Genomic DNA, 18,036 nt, shown 5'->3' on the forward strand with positions numbered 1-18,036 from the left:
TAACCACGTGGGCCGGCGCGACATCTATCGGGATGAAAACGGGAATCCGTTGTAGGCCGCCATTGCTCGGCTCTCGTGCATTAAGAAGCGTTCCGTTTTGATATACAATTTTATAAAGTATATCGGCGGCGCCTTCGCCGTCATCGCAAAATGCTTGACCGCGAAGGCGGCTACGGAACAAAAGTGGTGCCGCTTTCCCCGTCGCTCACCTGAAAGACGTCCCAATGGAACAACATGCGCAGGATTTTCTGCTGCAGGACGGTTTCCTGCTGCTGGGAACGGCGCTTGTCTTCGTCTTGCTGTTTCGTCGGCTCGGCCTGGGCGCCACCCTCGGATATCTGCTCGCGGGGGCGGTCCTGGGCCCCTATGTGCTCAATCTTATCGGCGATCCGCAGGGCAAGATCGGCATCGCGGAGCTTGGCATCACGCTGCTGTTGTTCATTGTGGGCCTGGAACTGGCGCCGCGCCGCTTGTGGCGCATGCGCGGCGAGATCTTCGGCCTTGGCTTACTGCAGGTCGCACTGTGCGGGCTGGCGGTAACGGCGGTGATCCATCTTCTGGCCGGCTTCAGTCTTGAAGCAGCGCTGGCGCTGGGCTTGCCGCTGGGCCTGTCGTCGACCGCGCAGGTGCTGCCGATGTTGCGGAGCGCCGGACGCCTGCACACGCCTTTTGGGGAACGATCGTTCGCGATTCTGCTGTTTCAGGACCTTTCGATCATTCCGCTCATCACCATCATCGCCGCGATGAATCGCAACCCCGGCTTGCCCGCGGGCCCGCCCGGCTGGCAACTGGCGCTGACCACGGTTCTTGCCATCGCCGGCCTGATCGCCGCCGGCCGCTTTCTTATCCGGCCGCTATTCCGCCTGATCGGCAATCTGGGCGAACGAGAGATGTTCGTCTTCGCCGCGCTGTTTACGGTGATCGCCGCGGCAGCCCTAATGCAGATCCTTGGGCTTTCCACGGCGCTGGGCGCCTTCGTCGCGGGCGTCATGCTGGCGGACAGCCCCTATCGCCACGAACTGGAAGCCGATGTCGAACCATTCCGGTCGATCCTGCTTGGCCTGTTCTTCATGTCGGTGGGGATGATGTTGGACTTGTCCGCCATCGCCCAGCGGCCGGCGTTCGTGATTTCCATGGCATTCGCGCTGATCGCCGTGAAATCCACGGCGATATTCTTCCTTGGACTGCTATTTCGGATGGAGTGGCGCAATGCCCTGGCGCTCGGACTGTTGCTCAGCCAGGGCGGCGAGTTCGGTTTCGTGCTCTTCGCGCAGGCCAGCCAAGCCTGGCTGATCCGGCCGGAGGCGGCCAGCCTGTTCGGCGCTATCGTCACCCTATCGATGGTGACGACGCCCTTCCTGATGATGGCGACGCGGCGCATCCGAGAAATGCCCGCGAACAAGGAAGAACGGGAAGGGCCGCAGGACGAGGAAGCCAATGCTCTGGTCGTCGGCTACGGCCGCTTCGGCCAGACGGTGGCGCAAATCCTGCTGGCGGCCGATATCAAAGTGACACTGATCGATACCGACACGCAGATGATTGATGTGGCGGGCGGGTTCGGCGCCAAGGTCTACTTCGGAGACGGCACCCGCATAGATCTGTTGCGCCAGGCGGGCGCCGCCAACGCCGAGCTGATCCTGTTCTGCATCGATGGCGATCAGCTGACTGAGAATTTTCTTCATGCCGTGCACAACGCCTTTCCCAAGGCCGAGATCCATGCGCGGGTCTTCGATCGGGGCGGCCTGCTACGTCTCAAGGATGCGCCGCTCCGATCAATCACCCGCGAAGTTATGGAATCCGCGGTCGTCGTGGCCCGCCATGCTCTAGAGGGGCTCGGCGTTTCGCTTGAGGACATTGACAGGGCCGAAGACATCTATCGCGCGCGCGACAAGGAGAGGCTTTCCCTTCAGCTTGAAGCGGGCGATCTGCGCGCGGCGCGCGACCGTATCCTGACGCAACCGATACGCGAAGAGGGAGGCGAATGATTTTCGCGGACGCTTCACCCTCTTGGCGCCGTCAAACCGGCGCCGAATAGCCCGCGAACCGCTTGATCCGTCGAAGCGAAAAGCTGGTCTTCATCGAAGATACGCCGGGCAAACGGGCCAGGCAGTCGCGATGGACGCGGTCGTAATGATCGAGATCGGCTGCGGCGATGCGCAGCAGATAATCGGCTGCGCCGCTCATCAGGTGGCATTCCAGAATGTCATCGAAATCGCTCACGGCGCGTTCAAAACGTTCCATGGCCTCGCGGCTTTGGCTGTTAAGTGTGATCTCCACGAAAACTTCCACTGAAAGCCCCAAGCGCCGGGAATCCACTCTCGCCGCATAGCCCAGAATCAGGCCCTGTTCCTCCAGCGCCTTGATCCGGCGATGACAAGCTGAGGGGGAAAGATGCACGATCGCTGACAGTTCGGCGATCGATCGTGAGGAATCTGCTTGGAGCGCCTGAAGCAAGGCGCGGTCCGCTCTATCCATGGTGAATTTTCCGCCCCATTCTGCCACATTCCGGAAAATAATCCTGCCAGAAATGAGAACCAGGCCACTTTCGGTGAAACATTGCAAGGCGCCAGGTGTATTTTTTGTCATGGCAGACAACTACACCGGAGTCGGGCGATGCGTGTCGGAACCGTCAGGGAAATCAAGAACCACGAATACCGCGTCGGCCTGACGCCCGAAAGCGCGCATGAATTGGTGCGGCACGGGCACGAGGTGTGGGTGGAAAGCGGCGCGGGATTGGGCATCGGCGCCAGCGATGCCGATTACGAACGCGCCGGCGCGAAACTGATCGCCGCCCCTGCCGAAGTCTTCGCGGGCTGTGAGATGATCGTGAAGGTGAAGGAGCCTCAAGCCACTGAGCGCGCCCTGCTGCGCGAGGGGCAGATCCTGTACACTTATCTGCACCTCGCCCCGGACCCGGAGCAAACGGCCGACCTGGTGAAATCAGGCGTGACCGCCATCGCCTACGAGACGGTGACTGGGCCAGGCGGTTCGCTGCCGCTGCTTAAGCCGATGAGCCAGGTCGCGGGGCGCATGTCGATCCAGGCGGGCGCGACGGCGCTCGAGAAGGCGCACGGCGGGCGAGGCGTATTGCTGGGCGGCGTGCCGGGAGTCATGCCGGGCAAGGTGGCGGTCATCGGCGGGGGCGTGGTTGGCTTCAACGCCGCGCAGATGGCGGTGGGCCTGGGTGCGGACGTGACCATTCTCGACCGCAACCCGGATGTTCTCGAACGTCTCGGCATCCATTTCGAGGCCAGCGCCAAGACACGCTTTTCAAGCACCGCCAACCTTGAGGAATGCGTCGCGGAGGCCGATCTTGTGATCGGCGCCGTGCTCACCCCCGGCGCCGCCGCGCCCAAACTGGTCACGCGCGAGATGCTGGGCACGATGAAGGCTGGCGCGGTGCTCGTCGACGTGGCCATCGACCAGGGCGGCTGCTTTGAGACCAGCCATCCTACAACTCATGCCGAGCCGACTTTCGTGATTGATGGTGTCGTCCACTATTGCGTCGCCAACATGCCGGGTGCGGTGGCCCGCACTAGCACCTACGCGCTCAACAACGTCACCTTGCCGCACGCGCTGGCGATCGCGGACCTGGGCTGGAAGGCGGCGCTCAAGGCGAATGCGCATCTTGCAAACGGGCTTAACGTGCATGCGGGCAAAGTGACTTACGAAGCCGTAGCCCGCGAACTGGGATACGATTACACGCCCGTAGCCGAGGTGCTCACCTTCCGGCCCACGATACGCCGGGCATAGCTCGATCGCGAAAGCAGTAGCGGCCGTGCCGTTTTCGGTCAGACGGCGCTTTTTTCTGAACTGCCTTGGGATAATAGTGTAAAAGAACTTCGGTGGGGAGTGTTTCGTCGCGGTCGGAACTTCGCCGAGGCCGGGGGGGCTGCAATGAAGGCAATCGGGCAATTGTCATCGAAAAGGCGCTTACGCCGTTTGGCTGCCGGGCAGGCAGGTTGCCTTCTCCTGAGTTCGCTGGTGGCGTCGCCCCTGCCTGCCGCGACTCCCCTCGCCGGCGCGCCGGTCGATCAAGCCGCGGCAGTCACCGTGGAGACATTCGGCACGGCGTCCATCCAGGTCGAAACGCCAGGCGCGGCAGGAATAACTGTCAGCAGAGCCGGAGACGCTCTGGGAAATCCGATCGACTTCGCGCAGTATATTGCCACGCGGCCCAGCAGGAGGAACAGCGAGCCGACGTTCGGCAATGGCATGCTCCCTTCGCGCCTGCCTGTCTCGGCTGTGGCTCTGACCAGCGGCTTCGGCATGCGTTCGCATCCTTTGCTGGATGTTCGCCGACTGCATGCCGGCATTGACCTGGCGGCTCCGATCGGCACTCCCATCGTCGCGCCGTCTGACGGCATGGTGCGCATGGCATCATGGCACGGCGGCTACGGCATGTTCGTTGAAGTCGATCACGGCGGCGGCATTCAGACTCGCTATGGCCACATGTCGCGTTTGAACGTCGTTGCCGGACAGCGCGTTCACGCGGGCGATCTGCTTGGCCTGGTCGGGTCCACCGGCCTGTCTACGGGACCTCATCTGCATTACGAAGTCCGGGTAAACGGACAACCAGTCAATCCATTGGGAAGGGCCGCATCGCGTTAGGGCACTTCTCGACCGATCCGGTCCGACTTGAAACCGGTCGGATCTAAGCCGCCAGCGCTGACGCCGTCTGAAGCAGAACGGCTCCTGCACCGATCGCCACGCCGAACGGCAACTTCCCGAAGGCGTCTTTGCCCACCAGGCTGCCGGCGGACAGCTTGTGAACGGCAAGCCGCCGCAGCGGGAACCACACGATCAACAGCACCAATCCGGCCAGCGCCGTCGACAGGATAAAAAACGGCGCGCTTCCAATGGTGAACCATGAGGCAAGGGCTGCGTAGAATTTGGCGTCCCCAGCACCAATCGTGCCGAGCCCGAACAGGACCATCCCGACCGCCAGCGCCACAAGTGCATGAAGAGCATTTGATGTAAAAGCTTGCGAACCGGTATCCAGGAATGCCATCCCAAGGCCAATAACCAGCGCGAACAGGCACAGCCAGTTCGGCAAACGTCGCAGCTTGATATCGAATGCGCTGCCCGTCACGGCGATAACTGTAAGCATCCCGATCTGCGCGAACTGAAGTGTGTTCATACCTCTCCGCCTTGTTTAGAAGGCGATCCGCACAGGATAGTTCTGCCTATCCCCCGCATCAGCCATCGCTCGAGGCGCAAGTTCGATACGGATGGGATAGTTGGGATTACGACGGCGTGCCGCCGTGTCAACGCTGGTCGCCATGACGCTTGCCGCAGGCGCGCGGCGCCGCAAGTCCGGTTGCCCCGCGTCAGCGGTGGCGAGGCGAACCTCCGTCTGCGACACGCGCGCCATTTTTGCTTGTGGTTCTTCCACGCGGATTCCAGCGCGCAACGCCGTGCCCGGAAAGGCCGCCCGCACGGCGTTAGCCGAACCCTGCGAAGCATCAGCGGTCAGGATCGCGCTGGCGGTCTGCGTGGCGGCCAGCTGATAACGGAGCCGATCCAGATTGGCGCTGAAACGGCGGTCCTCCGGCGCCTGTGATACTGCCAGTTCAAAGTAATGTTCAGCCACGTCCGTTCGCCCGATCTGGGCGTAAGCCACGCCCAGCCCGTTCGCGGCCGCCGCGGCGCATTCCGGAAAGCGCTGCGCGTTGCGAAAGGCGATGATGGCCGCTCCGTACTGCTCATCCTGCAGAGCCTGGCGCCCTTGCGCCATCTGCGCTTGGGCATATCCCGCAGGCTCCGACGCGTACTGCATCCATTGTTGCTCCTGCGCGGTGAAGTGATGCCCCCCGAAAATCGAACTGCAACCGCCCAGAAAGGAAGCCGTCGCCGCCAGCATTATCGCCGTAGAAGAACGAATGCGCATTTTCACCTCCCAAGCATCAGGGGGAAGACCTGCCTTACGACCATCACGACCGCAGGCAGCATCAGAGTGCCGATCATCACCGGCAGCATGCAGACCACTAGCGGGATCGAAATGAGAACCGGCAAGCGATGCGCCTTTTCTTCCGCGCGCATCCGGCGTTTTTCACGCATCTCCGCGGCGTAAACGCGCAGCGTGGAGGAAATGCTGCTTCCCAGCCGGTCGGATTGGATCAGCAAGGTGGTGAACGATTGAATCTCGTCCACTGCCGAAGCGCTGGCCAGCTTGCGAAACGCCTCCTCGCGGGATGCGCCCGCTCGAAGCTGCAATACGGTAATCGACAGTAGCTGCGCCACCGCCGGCTGCGATATGACCATCTCTCGTCCCACCCGGTCCATCGCCGCTTCCAGGCCCAGGCCCGATTCCACGCATACCAGCAGCAAGTCCAGGCAATCGGGAAATCCGTTAATGATGGCTTCCTTGCGCCGATCAGCCCTGGCCTGAACGTAAAGGCCAGGCAGCAACAGACCGAGGACCGCCAGAAGCGATCCGATGACATAAAGCCGCAGGAACGAAGGCGGCTGCCCTCCCGAATAGGACAACATCACATAGCCGAGCGGTACGGCGAATATCAGGACCAGCCGCACCAGCGTATAGATCCTTGGCGCGGACGGCGAATTGAACCCGGCTGCTCGCAGCTTCTGCGTCAGGCGTTCGCTGTTCGTATCCGCCAGATTGAGACCCGCAGCCTCCACCGCCGCCGCAAGTCTGGCCCAGGCACCTTCAACCTCCCGCGAGCGCAATCGTCGCGATGTCGGTGCGATTTCAAGATCGCCGGCGAGATCCCTGAGCTGCGTGCGCACGGCGTAACGCCGATTGAAGCCAAACAGAATAAGGCTCGCGCTCAGCGCGACAATGCAGAAGATCGCCGCCAGAAGAAGCGGGCGAGCCACCGAACTCTGAACGAACATCTCCAGCATATCAGACCTTTATGTTCACCAGGTGCCGGATCCACAGCACGCCCAGCAGATAAAGCAGGATCAGCCCTGGAAAGCCGATCACAAATATGATGTCGTGGCTGGCGTCGAGATAGAAACCTGGATTGACCAGGAACATGCCGATGAAGGTAAGGACCGGCAGGACCGTCAGCATCCATCCCGTCATCCGCCCTTCCGAACTCAGCGAGCGTACCTTGCGGTAAAGGCTTGCGCGCGCGCGGATCACCTCTGCCAGATTGTCGAGAATTTCAGCCAGATTGCCGCCGGTCTCGGTCTGCACAGCCAGCGAGACGACGAACATGCGAATATCCTCCAGATCCCATCGGTCCGCCATCGCCTCGACAGCGTCAGTCAGGTCCGCGCCGTAAGCGACCTCATCCGACACCAGGCCAAACTCACTGCCGATCGGGTCGGCCATTTCCTCCGTCAACAGCTCAATGGCGGAAGCCACCGGGTGGCCGCTGCGCAAGGCGCGAACGAAAACGTCCAGCGCGACGGGAAACTGTTCCTCCACCTTCTTGCGCCGGCGCTGAGCCCGCCAGTTGAGCATCATGACCGGCAGACCTATGCCGACGGCGGCGGCCACTGTCGCCAGCATGACGAAAATGCCCACCCCCAATGCAAAGCCCGTGACGGCGGTGACCATAATCAGAATGAACAGCGTAACGCCGAACAGGGCCGCCATTCCCAGCAACACCTGCTCCAGCGAAAGGGGCGCTGCCGAAGCGAAAAGAGTGAGCTGAAACGCGTGAAGAACCCTGGCGACAGGAAGAGGATAGCCGTCGAAGTTCTGAGGAATGTTCTTGCGCAGCCGGAGCGCGATATCCTGCCTATTGGCCCCCTCGCGGATCATGCGAAGGCGCTGGTTGACTGCGGCATAGCGCGCACGGCCACGCCACGCCGCTCCAAGCACGACCTGTGACAGCAGGAAGATCGAAGCGAAAATGCCCAGCAGGGCAAGGAGGCGGATGAGCAAGTCGGTCATGTCAGTTCATCTGAAGTTCCGGGCGGAAAAGCTCCGCTGAAAGTTCGATCCCGTAAGCTCTCGCATCGTTGAGCAACTTTGGCCGGATGCCGGTCGCCTCAAAATGCCCCAGCACCGTCCCGTCATCCGCCCGGCCGGTGGCCTTGAAACGGAATATCTCCTGCATGGTGATAGTATCGCCTTCCATGCCGGTAACCTCGGAAAGGCTGACGACGCGGCGGCGGCCGTCCATCAGACGAGCGACCTGGATCACTACGTTAATCGCGGAAGCGATCTGCGTGCGGGCGGACCGGGGCGTGATGTCGATCCCGCTCATGCCGATCATCTGTTCGACGCGGGCCAGCGCGTCACGCGGCGTATTGGCGTGAACCGTAGTCATCGATCCATCATGGCCGGTGTTCATCGCCTGCAGCATGTCGAATGCTTCACCGGCGCGAACTTCGCCGATGATGATCCGGTCCGGCCGCATGCGCAGCGCGTTCTTCACAAGATCGCGCTGAGACACCTCGCCCTTGCCTTCCAGATTGGGCGGCCGCGTCTCCAGGCGCACGATATGTTCCTGCTGCAATTGCAGTTCCGCCGAATCCTCGATCGTCACGATCCGCTCGCGGTGGTCGATGAAAGACGACATGGCGTTCAGCAGGGTCGTCTTACCCGACCCCGTGCCGCCCGAGATCAGCACGTTGCGGCGCGCCCTGACGATGGCCTTCATCACTTCCGCCATCGGCACGGGCACGCTGCCCAGCTCGACCAGGCGTTCCATGCTGATGCGCTGCTTGGCGAACTTGCGGATGGATAATGTGGAACCGTCGATCGCCAGCGGCGGAATGATCGCGTTCACGCGTGAACCGTCGGCAAGGCGGGCATCGACATAAGGAGAGGATTCGTCGATGCGGCGGCCCACCGCGCTGACGATCTTCTGAATGATGCGCAGCAAGTGCTTGTCGTCCTGGAAACGGGTGGACACCTTCTCCAGCAGGCCGCCGCGCTCGACGAATACCGTGTCCGGTCCGTTCACCAGAATGTCGGTGATCGTCTGGTCCTTCAGCAACGGCTCCAGCGGGCCCAGGCCCAACAGTTCGTCAAGAACCTCCGTCACCAGTTCCTGACGCTCGCGGGCATTCAGCAATTCGCGCTGGCTTTCCAGAAGCTCCAGCACGATATCCTTGATTTCGGCCTCGATCTGCTCGCGCGTGAACTGGTCAAGCGCGGCCAGATTGATCTTGTCGAGCAGCTTGCGATGGATAGAGACCTTGAGCGCCAGCTTGCGGTCGTTCTCCTGCGGATACGAGGGCTCGTCCGCTCTTATGCTTTCCGAAAGGCCGGGCCGCAACCTGGCCGCATCGTCGCTTCTTCGAACGTTCCAGATGGTCATGAGCCTACCCTTCCTTCCGGGCAACCGAGGTGGCGAGCTCGCGGATATCGTTGAAGAACTTGCTCCTGCCTGCAACCTCAGTGATGAGCAGTCCCTGATCCTGTGCGGAGCGCAGCGCCGGCCCTTCAGTGGCCAGGCTGGCGATCACCTCGCAATTGAGCACTTCCTTCACTTCGTCGACGCCGATGGTCTTGAACAACCGGCGTTCGACGCGATTGACCACGACCTGCACGTGAGAGCGCTCCACTCCGATCGAATCCAGCAACTGCAAGCGCCGCTTGGCCTGGCGCAGGCTGGCGATCGAAAGATCGGTCACGACCAGAACCCGGCTGGAAGCCACTGCGGCGGAAAGGGCCCAGTTGGTCCAGTCGGCGGGCAAATCCAGCAGCACGTAATCGAATTGCCGGCGCAGCAATTTCAGGATCTTCAGCGCCTGATCGACATCGAGCGAATCCAGCGGCGTGATCGCGGCCGGCGCGGCGATGGCCGAGAAGCCGTGCCGGGTCGGCGTGATGACGCTTTTCAGCAGATCGTTGTCAAGCCGCTCACTGGCTTCCACAAGGGCGGCAACGGTATCCTTCGGCTCAAGCCCCAGGAACGATGCAACGTCGCCCCCTTGCAGGTCGAAGTCGGCGACGCAAACGCCCCTAGATGCATCGCTGACTTGCGAAAGCGCGGCGGCCAGATGGGTGACAACCGAGGTCGCACCGCAACCGCCGATGCTGCGGACCACGGTAAAAAGCGGCGCCAGCTCGACCTCGGACGCCTGTTCCGCCAGCCTGGCGGTTGCGTCCAGCACTTGCGAGGCAAGCTCTTCCGGATGGAAAGGCAATGTCGCCACGTCGAACACGCCCTGCCGGATCAGCATTCTCACCACCGAGACATCCGCACGCGCCAGCGCCGCGATGATCGGCAGGTCGGCGCGTTCCTTGCGGATCGAGGCGATGCGGCGCAGCGAAGCCTCATTGTCCGGATCGACTTCCAGCACCAGGATTTTCGCGGCGGCGATGACGCTTGCGGGCATCGGCGCGGCCGAGCTTAGCGCAACGAACGTCGCTCGGTTGAAGCCGTCAACCGGGCGCGCCATGCGCAGCCGTTCGATCTCATGCTCGCTCGCGACGACGTAGAGGTCACCGGGAAGGGAAAAAGCCATGTCGACCTTCAGATCAGAGAGAGTTTCGAAGTTGCCCATTATCGCCCCTCAATAAGCCACTGCCCCATCGCCATCCTCCAGCGTCTGCGAATAGCTGAAGGCCGGCAGCGACACACTCCCCCCGAAAAGTACCAAGGCCCTGAACGCCACGCTCGCCACCTGCACCGTCACCACCGGCGCCACCTGGCTCAGCCCGCTGGGATCACCCGCGTAGCCGATGCCCGAGCCGCTGTATTTCACGGTCACGTTGGTTGGCTGGATCGACGGCAGGATAACCTGCATGCGCGAAACGATGTCCGTGAATGCCGTGGTGTTCACAGTACCCGGCAATCCCGTGCACGACTTCGCCTGAGTGGTCGCCGCACAGGTGCAGGATACCGATGCCCCCCCGGTGCACGAGATCGTGCCGATGGCGTCCGTGCAAGCGATCGGATCGCCAGGGCCAAGCGTCTTGCCGTTGCAAGTGATGCCGACGAAATCGTTCTTGGTGTTCAGCCCGCCCGGCACCACGCTTGTGGCCACGGCATAGCGCGTGCCCATCTGCACCGCCTTTTCCAGCCGGTTGAAGGTCCAGGCATAGCGGCCCACATCAATGATGCCGAGCAGGAACAACAGCGCGACCGGCAATACCAGCGCGAACTCCGCCGCTGTCGAGCCGCGCTGATCGCAAAGGAAAGATCGCAGCACCCTCATACGCCGATCACCGCCGCGTTGGACGTGGCATTGAGGTTGATGGTGGATTTCAGAACGCCCAGCCCGTGAAACAGCGAGGGATAAGCGACGTTAGTGGCCGAAACTGTGACCACCGGCCCGGCATTGCCGAGATCGTTGTAGATGCCGGTGCTCACGAAACCCTCGCAGGTCACCGTCACCGTGACTTGCCCGTCTGCCCAGCCGGGCACTTTGGCCGGCGCGCTGGTGCTGGCCAATTGTCCCGTACGAGTGAGCAATTTGATGTTGGTGATATCGGTGGTGTAGGTCGCATCGCTTTTAAGCGTCGCTCCATTGCAGAAATCGTTAATGTTCATCCGCGAGGCAAAGCGCGCACCATCGCGCACAGCTTCTGTCAGCTTATGCTGCATCCAGATGAAATAGCCCGCTTCAAACCCACCGAACATCAGCACGACAAGCATCGGCAGCACGAGCGCGAACTCGGCCGAAGCGGTGCCCTTGTCGGAAGAAAGAAAGCCGCGCAAGCTCATCGGATCAGCACCGCCTTGCGCTTGCCGAAGTACTGGAACCCAGAGTTGCCGTTGGCTTGACGAGCTCCGCCAATAACTTCCGTATTAAAATCCGTCTCGCTCCCCGTATTGACGGGGCGGACAAGGAACAGGTCAACCCACCGCAAGATTTGCACTGGCGCCGATCCATTCGGATAACCATTCTCGCAGGCCACCGCACCTGCGGTCAGAATACGGCGATCCTTTTGGCTAGTGCTGGCCGGGAAAGCAGGCGCTTGGGGGAGGTTGGCCGGTTGGGGATAAGCGCAATAGAGCGTACCGGACCATTTGCCGTTTTTACCCTGTGTGGGTGCGGGGCCCCCGGAGATGGCCCGTGGTGATTGCAGCAGATTGGTCTTGTCCCCCAGTTCCCACAAGAACGCTTCGTAGCGACTGATTGAACCATTTCCGTCTGAGTCGGGAATATTGCTCAATTGTTTTGTCGGATGGTTGTTTGCGAGCCATGTCGAAGGTGACCAATTCCCGTCTCCCAACGGCCCGCTGAAAGTGGAATCGTCAGGATAACCTGGATTCGTCAGCCCGGAAACCTGGTTATATCGGGACCATGTGTTCGAAGGGGTACTGGAACAACCGGGATTTGCGGTCTGGCTGTTATTGAATGTTTGAACGTTTACCCAGTCCTTTGTCACGTTTTCAGAAGGACAATAATCCCCCGTAGACGTATTACAATCACTTGTCTTCACGGGCGAATTATAAATATCCACGCGAGTGTTCAGCGAATTACCCTCGGGGGTAACCGAACCGGGACTCGTTTGCTGATCGGGCGTGGAAACAAAGCATCCCGCCGCCGCCGTATTCAAGCCCAATTGCCTGTTTTGTTGAGGGGGAGTGCCCCACGGCACATTGAGAAAGCCAAAATTGCCGGGAGTGAAAGCCTCGCTCGCATTATTCCGCAAATGCAGCTTCAATTCCTTACCCACATCGCTTGGTCTTGGAAAATCGAGGATGTTATTGCCGTTGGCATCGTGAGGCACACAGAAGAACATTGGCGTAACGTTGCAGGTCGCCTGCTGCAGTATCGCCGTGGCCTTGCCGATCACATTGCCCGAGTTGAACGCGCCGATCAGCGGTGTCAGGGCGTAGAACACCTTGCGAGCATTGACCGTAACCTGCACGACTTGCGCCTGCGCGCCCTTGGTGTCGTCCGTCAGTTCAGTGCCCAGCGTATCGCCGCCGCTGCTGTAGCTGTCGTAGAACTGGAACGTCAGGTTCGTGATCGGCCGCCCGCTGCCGTCATTGGCGATGCGGGTCTGGTTTACATAAGAACTGGTTGCCGTCGCGAAGGCGTTGGTCGCCGCGCTGCGCGCGCGCGTCATCGCATCATCGCGACCGTCAAGCTGGGTCGCTGCTGCGAGCGCGGCCTGATCGGCGGCGTTCTGCAACTCGCTGTTAAGCGTCATCAACCGGCCATAGTCGAACCCGATGCCCGCCATGGCGACGAGGACGAGGATGCCCACGGCGTAAAGCGACGAGATCGCTCCACCTTCATCGCGGGCGAAAGAACGCAACATGCCGCTTCTCTTCAAAGAAGAAGTCGAGGTGGGAGATTTCCGCAAACGCAGGGTCGGTGCAAAAACCCCCACCCCCGACCCCTCCCCTGAAGGGGAAGGGGGTATGAACCGCGTCGAAGCGCCTCTGGGTCCGGGATCAGCTGCCTCCGCCACCGCCGCCGCCCCCGCCGCCGCCCCCGCCGCCGCCGCCGTTGATCTGGGTGCTGCGGATGGTCTGCGGCTTCTTCACCTTGTCCGTACGATAGCGCTCGACCGCCTGGGCGGCGTGATCGGCGCTGGTGGCAGGATCGAGGTATTCGTACTGAGGATCGGGATCGATCACTTGCGCCATCATCGTCTGGCGATTGGCTTCGCCGAAGGTGGAGGCCGGTTTGACTGACCCGTTGATCCCCTGCTCGCACCCCGCGAGGAGGGGGAGCGTGGCGGCCAGCGCCATCCAGCGCGCGCGATCAATATTCATAGCCCGGCCCCTTCTTGGCGGAAGTATTCGTAGCAGGAGCCGGAGCGGCGGCAGGCGCGGCCGGCGGAGCGGCAGGCGCGGCCGCCGTCGCCTGCGGTGCCAGCGCCTTCGGCCGATAGCCCTCGCCGTCGATCAGCACGTCGAGCGCGCGCGGGTCTTCCACCCGGTCGGTCGGCAAGCGCACCTGCTCAGGCCGCAGCGGCGAGACGAGGTGCGGCGTAACGACGATCAGCAGCTCGGTATCGCCCTTCTGGAAGCTGGAGGAACGGAACAGCGATCCGATGATCGGGATCGAGCCCAGGATCGGCAGCTGGCGCACCGTGGTCTGGAAATCGCGGCGCAGCAGGCCGGCGATGGCGAAGCTTTCGCCGTCGCGCAGTTCCACCGTCGTGCTGGCGCGGCGGGTCTGCAGACCGGGGATCACCAGGCCGTTGATGGTGACTGAGGCGGAAGGATCGATCGAGCTGACTTCCGGCTCTATCAGCAGGCTTATGACCTTGTCGCCCAGCACCGTGGGGGTGAAGCCCAGGCTGACGCCGAAGGGCTTGAACTCGACGGTGATGGCGTTGCCGCCGGTCCCGGTGCCGGTGCCCGCGCTGTTCTGGGCCACGGGGATCGGGAACTCGCCGCCCGCCAGGAACGAGGCGCGCTCTCCCGAAAGGGCGATCAGCGTCGGTTCGGCCAGGGTCTTGGCCATGCCGTGCTTTTCCAGTGAGTTCAGCGTCGCATCGATGCTCAGGCCGCCGATGTGGAACGCCTGGTTGAAGATGCCGAAGGCGTTGCTGATCGCGCCCAGGCCCAGCGTATTGGCGCCGTTGGTGTTGGTATAGCTGGCGCCGTCCCCCACCGCTGAGCTGAAATTGCCGCGCGGCGCGACGCCGAAGCCGCTGACGCCAAGCTGTTCGCCCACCTGGCGGTTCACTTCGGCGAACTTCACTTCCAGCATGACCTGCTGGCTGCTGCCTACGCTGACGAGGTTGACGACGCTTTCGCCGCCGAACGCCTTGGCCAGCTGCGCCGCGCGGTCCGCCGCGCCCGGATCGCTGACCATGCCTGAAAGCAGGATGGAGCCGTTGGAAAGCCGCACGTCGATCTGCTGGCCGGGGATCAATTGCGCAAGCTGGCGGCGCAGGCCCTCCACGTCCGGCCCCACGGCCACGTCCATGATGGCGATCACGTGGTTGCCGGCATCGTAAAGCGTCAGGCTGGTGGTGCCCAGCTTCTTGCCCAGGACATAGACGGAGCGACCGGAGATCGGCAGCACATCGGCGATATCCGGATTGCCGATCATTGCGCGGGCGATCGGCCGATCGGCGGTGATGACCTGGCTCTTGTTGACGGGAACCTCAAGCTCGCCGGCATGAAGCGATGCGCCGTCCATGTCGCCGGGGCGCGCGGCGCTGGCCATCGGCATCGCGGCCAGGGCGGCGGCGGGCGCGGCCATCGCGACGCCCGTGAGAAGGGCGACGATGCTGCCGGTCAGAAACTTCATGTCACTTGCTCCCCGAGAAGCCGCCGCTTAGCGGATAGAGTGTCGGCTCGACGCCGCGAACCACGGTCATGCTCGGGCCGGAATGCGTCGCCGCGCTCTTGAACGCCCTCGCGGCAGAGGCCAGCGCCGCCACCGGCATGGGCGAGGCCGCCGCCATGGCCGTGGGGCGCTTGCCGATGATGATGCGGCCGCCGCCCAATTGACGGTTGGTGACGGTGGACGTCGCATCGGCATAGACGCCGTTGGCGCCCGTCGCGTCTTCCACCTTGCGCAGCGCGAGGCTGAGCGTACCGATCTTCTCCGCGATCGAAAGACGCTGGGCATCGGCCAGCGTCACCGCGACCGTGGCGGTCTTAGCCACTTTGGGATCGCCGTCCTTGTCACTGGCGAACTGATCGACGGCCAGCACCTGCACGTTGCGCAGGATCACGTCGGAACGCATGTCTTCCGACATGGCGCCGTCTCCCTCGATCTTGCGGGTGAGCAGCACGTCGACCATGGTGCCGGGAAGGACGAAGCCGGACACGCTGTCCAGCGCGCTGGCGGGAATGGAATAAGCGTGCATCCCGGCGGGAAGCACCGCGGCCAGCGTGGCGCGGCCGCCCTTGCCGCTGACCTTGCTGGCCAACACCGGCTCACCCGGCACGATCGGCCGCAGCGCCACGCGGTTGTCCTGCAGCGCGGCGGCAATGGAAGTAAAGGCGCCTTCAGGCACCGATCCCGCTGGCCAGTTCTGCAGTTGAACGTTCTGTTCGGTCAGCTTAGTGCCGAAATCGAGAGGCTGAGCCGCCACGACGATACGTGCGAGCTTCTGCTGCTCGGCCTGCTGCACCTGGCGCTGCTGCACGCCTGAGAACCAGGCGTTGGCAAGCACCACCGCCACCAGACCAATGGCGATCGCGATGACCACGATCAGGACATTACGCCCCTGCATTTACCGCCCCCCTGTGGACTGAAACCCACCTGAATATGCAAGCTATTTTAGAAAAGTGAAGGTCATCTTAAAAAGATTGGTAGTAGGACGATCTCGCCAGATATATCGACGAGATCGTCTTTAAGCTTAATTACTTATTGACAACCGGTGAACGTCTTACCGTCCGCCCCGCCGTTGCAAGCATACACGCTGTTGGAAGCGCGCGTGATCGCCTGCTTGACGTTGCTGCCCAGTGCCAGAGCAGCCGCGCCAATGCCAACGCCAACGATGGCGAGGATCAGCGCATATTCCGCCGCCGAAGCCCCGGAATCATCTTTGAGGAAGGTCTTGAGAAAAGTCTTCATAATACACCCCCTGTGTGGTCTCCCATGCATTCACCCCTCGCATGGGAGACCTGATCCAAAGCCCTGGAACCTTTTCCGGTTACCCGCTTGGAAAATTACACACTCACTTGCAGTTGGAGAAATCAGAACCGGAACCGCCACCGTTACAAGCGTACACGCTATCGGATGCGCGGGTGATCGCCGTCTTGACGTTGCTGCCCAATGCTAGAGCAGCCGCGCCAATGCCGACGCCAACGATAGCGAGGATCAGCGCATATTCGGCGGCAGACGCGCCGGACTCATCCTTGAGGAAGGTCTTGAGAAAGGTCTTCATGAGATAACACCCCTGCGTTCCTCCCACGCCTTCACTTGTCGCATGGGAGCCCTGATGCAATGGCCCCGGCCTCTATTTCCGGTTAGCCGCTCGGGGAGTGCGGGACGCGGGGCCGGCGCAGCTGTTTCCGGTTGTTTAACCGACAGTTGCGCCGGCGCCACTCCCCCGTTCCCCCCGGAACGCCTTTTATTGTTCACTAATCGAGCTAACGGTCAAACGAAAAAGTATATCAAAAAAATTTCCTTATTTTACAATATATTGGCTGACGAGTTTCTAAAGATAAGCGGTTAATAACGGTTTCCTAAGGACAATCCGTTAGCCCTCGACTCGATCCAGAACCGAGTCGCGCTGGTCGTGGAAGCAGATGCGACGAAGCTTGACAGGTGCCAGATGCAGGTATTCACTGCCATTCCGAAAGCCGGACGCACGAACTGGCTGCCAAATGTGGCGGGACAAATGGGGCGCATTATTCAGTCAGGGGCGAATGATTACGCGGCGGGTATTTCGCGCCGCAGCATCGGCATATCCCGAACATTGAACCGGCGCGTGGCGGTAATTGCCACGGCATGGGCTATCGTATTCCTGCTGGGCAGTATTCCGCGCGTGATATTTGCTCCGGTCCCGGTTAATGACGCGGCTGACCTGGCCGCACTGGCCCTGCCCTACCTGCTGATCGCCGCGGCGCCGCTGGCCGGCCTGTGCCTGGCGGAGCGCAGCTTTCCCGCAGGCACCCTGACCGCACAGCCGGAAATCAGGCTTGCATTTTACGGCAAATGGCGCCGCCTTTCGGTTACAGAGGCGCGCGCCGATCCCGCCTTTGGCCCCACGGGCTTCATGGCGTCGTTGCTGATCGGCCTGCTGCTGAATGTGGTGGTGCGCAGCTTCGAATTTCTCGTGGCCGTGCCGCCGCTTAACGGCCATGCCCCGCCATGGGGGCAGGCGCTGTTCCATATGATGGCCGCCGACGTGATCGTGATGGGTTTCTTCTACATGGTCTGCTTCGTGCTGGCGCTGCGCAGCGTGCCTTACTTCCCGCGCATGCTGCTCTTCGCCTGGGGCCTGGACGTGGTGATGCAATTGTTGATCGCGCAGCAAGTGGCCGCCACCGCCGGACTGCCCGCGGAAGTTGCCGATGCACTTCAGACCTTGCTGCGGGGCAATATCGACAAGGTGCTGATAAGCGCAGCGGTGTGGCTGCCTTACTTGATCCTGTCGAATAGGGTGAATGTGACTTATCGACAAAGGGTCCGTTGCGGCTGATCGTCGAACGTTCAGAGCAGATTACTCAAAAAAACGTATGGCCCGCCCCGTTTGCAAGGGGAATTTTGAAGTGCTCTGATCAG

20 protein-coding genes are annotated in these 18,036 nt (G+C 61.8%); 4 read left to right on the plus strand and 16 right to left on the minus strand.

Annotated features, from left to right (window positions below; genetic code table 11):
• Positions 1 to 181, minus strand: a 181-nt coding sequence (locus tag V7D69_RS07695) for a hypothetical protein (protein WP_333605490.1), incomplete at its 3' end; no start/stop codon positions are given.
• A 43-nt stretch (positions 182 to 224) separates the two neighbouring features.
• On the opposite strand from V7D69_RS07695, the gene V7D69_RS07700 reads away from it, so the two are divergent.
• The gene (locus tag V7D69_RS07700; RefSeq protein ID WP_333605491.1) at positions 225 to 1,985 is read left to right on the plus strand and encodes a cation:proton antiporter domain-containing protein; all 1,761 of its coding nucleotides are present in this window, start codon (positions 225 to 227) and stop codon (positions 1,983 to 1,985) included.
• A 31-nt stretch (positions 1,986 to 2,016) separates the two neighbouring features.
• On the opposite strand, the gene V7D69_RS07705 is transcribed toward V7D69_RS07700, so the two are convergent.
• Positions 2,017 to 2,475, minus strand: a complete 459-nt coding sequence (locus tag V7D69_RS07705) for an Lrp/AsnC family transcriptional regulator (protein ID WP_333605492.1) — start codon at positions 2,473 to 2,475, stop codon at positions 2,017 to 2,019.
• Positions 2,476 to 2,613: 138 nt separating this feature from the next.
• Between V7D69_RS07705 and ald the strand changes: the two genes are divergently transcribed.
• On the plus strand, positions 2,614 to 3,753 hold the full coding sequence (gene ald, locus V7D69_RS07710) for an alanine dehydrogenase (protein WP_333605493.1): 1,140 nt from the start codon (positions 2,614 to 2,616) through the stop codon (positions 3,751 to 3,753).
• A 231-nt stretch (positions 3,754 to 3,984) separates the two neighbouring features.
• Positions 3,985 to 4,611, plus strand: coding sequence for a M23 family metallopeptidase (locus V7D69_RS07715; protein WP_333605494.1), 627 nt, complete (start codon positions 3,985 to 3,987; stop codon positions 4,609 to 4,611).
• Positions 4,612 to 4,654: 43 nt separating this feature from the next.
• On the opposite strand, the gene V7D69_RS07720 is transcribed toward V7D69_RS07715, so the two are convergent.
• The 14 genes from V7D69_RS07720 to V7D69_RS07785 form a co-directional block, all read right to left on the minus strand.
• Positions 4,655 to 5,140 (minus strand): A24 family peptidase, encoded by a 486-nt coding sequence (locus V7D69_RS07720; RefSeq protein ID WP_333605495.1) that lies wholly within the window; start codon positions 5,138 to 5,140, stop codon positions 4,655 to 4,657.
• Between the two features lie 15 nt (positions 5,141 to 5,155).
• On the minus strand, positions 5,156 to 5,890 hold the full coding sequence (locus tag V7D69_RS07725) for a hypothetical protein (RefSeq protein ID WP_333605496.1): 735 nt from the start codon (positions 5,888 to 5,890) through the stop codon (positions 5,156 to 5,158).
• A 2-nt stretch (positions 5,891 to 5,892) separates the two neighbouring features.
• Positions 5,893 to 6,867, minus strand: coding sequence for a type II secretion system F family protein (locus V7D69_RS07730; protein WP_324061935.1), 975 nt, complete (start codon positions 6,865 to 6,867; stop codon positions 5,893 to 5,895).
• A 1-nt stretch (position 6,868) separates the two neighbouring features.
• Positions 6,869 to 7,870, minus strand: a complete 1,002-nt coding sequence (locus V7D69_RS07735) for a type II secretion system F family protein (protein WP_333605497.1) — start codon at positions 7,868 to 7,870, stop codon at positions 6,869 to 6,871.
• A gap of 1 nt (position 7,871) precedes the next feature.
• The gene (locus tag V7D69_RS07740) at positions 7,872 to 9,239 is read right to left on the minus strand and encodes a CpaF family protein (protein WP_414690947.1); all 1,368 of its coding nucleotides are present in this window, start codon (positions 9,237 to 9,239) and stop codon (positions 7,872 to 7,874) included.
• Positions 9,240 to 9,249: 10 nt separating this feature from the next.
• Entirely contained in the window at positions 9,250 to 10,437 is a 1,188-nt protein-coding gene (locus V7D69_RS07745) for an AAA family ATPase (protein ID WP_324061930.1), read from the minus strand.
• A gap of 9 nt (positions 10,438 to 10,446) precedes the next feature.
• Positions 10,447 to 11,091, minus strand: a complete 645-nt coding sequence (locus V7D69_RS07750; RefSeq protein ID WP_442947045.1) for a TadE/TadG family type IV pilus assembly protein — start codon at positions 11,089 to 11,091, stop codon at positions 10,447 to 10,449.
• Positions 11,088 to 11,600, minus strand: coding sequence for a TadE/TadG family type IV pilus assembly protein (locus V7D69_RS07755; RefSeq protein ID WP_333605499.1), 513 nt, complete (start codon positions 11,598 to 11,600; stop codon positions 11,088 to 11,090). Before V7D69_RS07755 ends, V7D69_RS07750 begins: the two co-directional genes overlap by 4 nt.
• Entirely contained in the window at positions 11,597 to 13,222 is a 1,626-nt protein-coding gene (locus V7D69_RS07760) for a TadE/TadG family type IV pilus assembly protein (RefSeq protein ID WP_333605500.1), read from the minus strand. Before V7D69_RS07760 ends, V7D69_RS07755 begins: the two co-directional genes overlap by 4 nt.
• 64 nt (positions 13,223 to 13,286) lie before the next feature.
• Positions 13,287 to 13,610: a hypothetical protein gene (locus V7D69_RS07765; RefSeq protein ID WP_333605501.1), complete on the minus strand. Its 324-nt coding sequence runs from the start codon at positions 13,608 to 13,610 to the stop codon at positions 13,287 to 13,289.
• Positions 13,600 to 15,102: a type II and III secretion system protein family protein gene (locus tag V7D69_RS07770; RefSeq protein ID WP_333605502.1), complete on the minus strand. Its 1,503-nt coding sequence runs from the start codon at positions 15,100 to 15,102 to the stop codon at positions 13,600 to 13,602. Before V7D69_RS07770 ends, V7D69_RS07765 begins: the two co-directional genes overlap by 11 nt.
• Before the next feature lies 1 nt (position 15,103).
• Positions 15,104 to 16,036 (minus strand): Flp pilus assembly protein CpaB, encoded by a 933-nt coding sequence (gene cpaB / locus V7D69_RS07775; protein WP_324061297.1) that lies wholly within the window; start codon positions 16,034 to 16,036, stop codon positions 15,104 to 15,106.
• 134 nt (positions 16,037 to 16,170) lie between these two features.
• Positions 16,171 to 16,380 (minus strand): Flp family type IVb pilin, encoded by a 210-nt coding sequence (locus tag V7D69_RS07780; RefSeq protein WP_324061296.1) that lies wholly within the window; start codon positions 16,378 to 16,380, stop codon positions 16,171 to 16,173.
• 103 nt (positions 16,381 to 16,483) lie between these two features.
• Positions 16,484 to 16,693, minus strand: a complete 210-nt coding sequence (locus V7D69_RS07785) for a Flp family type IVb pilin (RefSeq protein WP_324061295.1) — start codon at positions 16,691 to 16,693, stop codon at positions 16,484 to 16,486.
• A gap of 456 nt (positions 16,694 to 17,149) precedes the next feature.
• Here V7D69_RS07785 and V7D69_RS07790 point away from each other — a divergent pair, with 456 nt between their 5' ends.
• On the plus strand, positions 17,150 to 17,953 hold the full coding sequence (locus V7D69_RS07790; protein ID WP_333605503.1) for a DUF2569 domain-containing protein: 804 nt from the start codon (positions 17,150 to 17,152) through the stop codon (positions 17,951 to 17,953).
• Positions 17,954 to 18,036: the final 83 nt, after the last annotated feature.

The organism is Novosphingobium sp., assembly GCF_036733805.1.
GTDB lineage: Bacteria > Pseudomonadota > Alphaproteobacteria > Sphingomonadales > Sphingomonadaceae > Novosphingobium.

What these genes read in the sequence shown, in the direction of transcription:
- V7D69_RS07700 (WP_333605491.1), top strand. Translation starts at nt 225, where the DNA reads ATGGAACAACATGCGCAGGATTTTCTGCTGCAGGACGGTTTCCTGCTG.
- V7D69_RS07705 (WP_333605492.1), bottom strand. Translation starts at nt 2,475, where the DNA reads ATGGATAGAGCGGACCGCGCCTTGCTTCAGGCGCTCCAAGCAGATTCC.
- ald (WP_333605493.1), top strand. Translation starts at nt 2,614, where the DNA reads ATGCGTGTCGGAACCGTCAGGGAAATCAAGAACCACGAATACCGCGTC.
- V7D69_RS07720 (WP_333605495.1), bottom strand. Translation starts at nt 5,140, where the DNA reads ATGAACACACTTCAGTTCGCGCAGATCGGGATGCTTACAGTTATCGCC.
- V7D69_RS07725 (WP_333605496.1), bottom strand. Translation starts at nt 5,890, where the DNA reads ATGCGCATTCGTTCTTCTACGGCGATAATGCTGGCGGCGACGGCTTCC.
- V7D69_RS07730 (WP_324061935.1), bottom strand. Translation starts at nt 6,867, where the DNA reads ATGCTGGAGATGTTCGTTCAGAGTTCGGTGGCTCGCCCGCTTCTTCTG.
- V7D69_RS07735 (WP_333605497.1), bottom strand. Translation starts at nt 7,870, where the DNA reads ATGACCGACTTGCTCATCCGCCTCCTTGCCCTGCTGGGCATTTTCGCT.
- V7D69_RS07745 (WP_324061930.1), bottom strand. Translation starts at nt 10,437, where the DNA reads ATGGGCAACTTCGAAACTCTCTCTGATCTGAAGGTCGACATGGCTTTT.
- V7D69_RS07750 (WP_442947045.1), bottom strand. Translation starts at nt 11,091, where the DNA reads ATGAGGGTGCTGCGATCTTTCCTTTGCGATCAGCGCGGCTCGACAGCG.
- V7D69_RS07755 (WP_333605499.1), bottom strand. Translation starts at nt 11,600, where the DNA reads ATGAGCTTGCGCGGCTTTCTTTCTTCCGACAAGGGCACCGCTTCGGCC.
- V7D69_RS07765 (WP_333605501.1), bottom strand. Translation starts at nt 13,610, where the DNA reads ATGAATATTGATCGCGCGCGCTGGATGGCGCTGGCCGCCACGCTCCCC.
- V7D69_RS07770 (WP_333605502.1), bottom strand. Translation starts at nt 15,102, where the DNA reads ATGAAGTTTCTGACCGGCAGCATCGTCGCCCTTCTCACGGGCGTCGCG.
- cpaB (WP_324061297.1), bottom strand. Translation starts at nt 16,036, where the DNA reads ATGCAGGGGCGTAATGTCCTGATCGTGGTCATCGCGATCGCCATTGGT.
- V7D69_RS07780 (WP_324061296.1), bottom strand. Translation starts at nt 16,380, where the DNA reads ATGAAGACTTTTCTCAAGACCTTCCTCAAAGATGATTCCGGGGCTTCG.
- V7D69_RS07785 (WP_324061295.1), bottom strand. Translation starts at nt 16,693, where the DNA reads ATGAAGACCTTTCTCAAGACCTTCCTCAAGGATGAGTCCGGCGCGTCT.
- V7D69_RS07790 (WP_333605503.1), top strand. Translation starts at nt 17,150, where the DNA reads ATGGGGCGCATTATTCAGTCAGGGGCGAATGATTACGCGGCGGGTATT.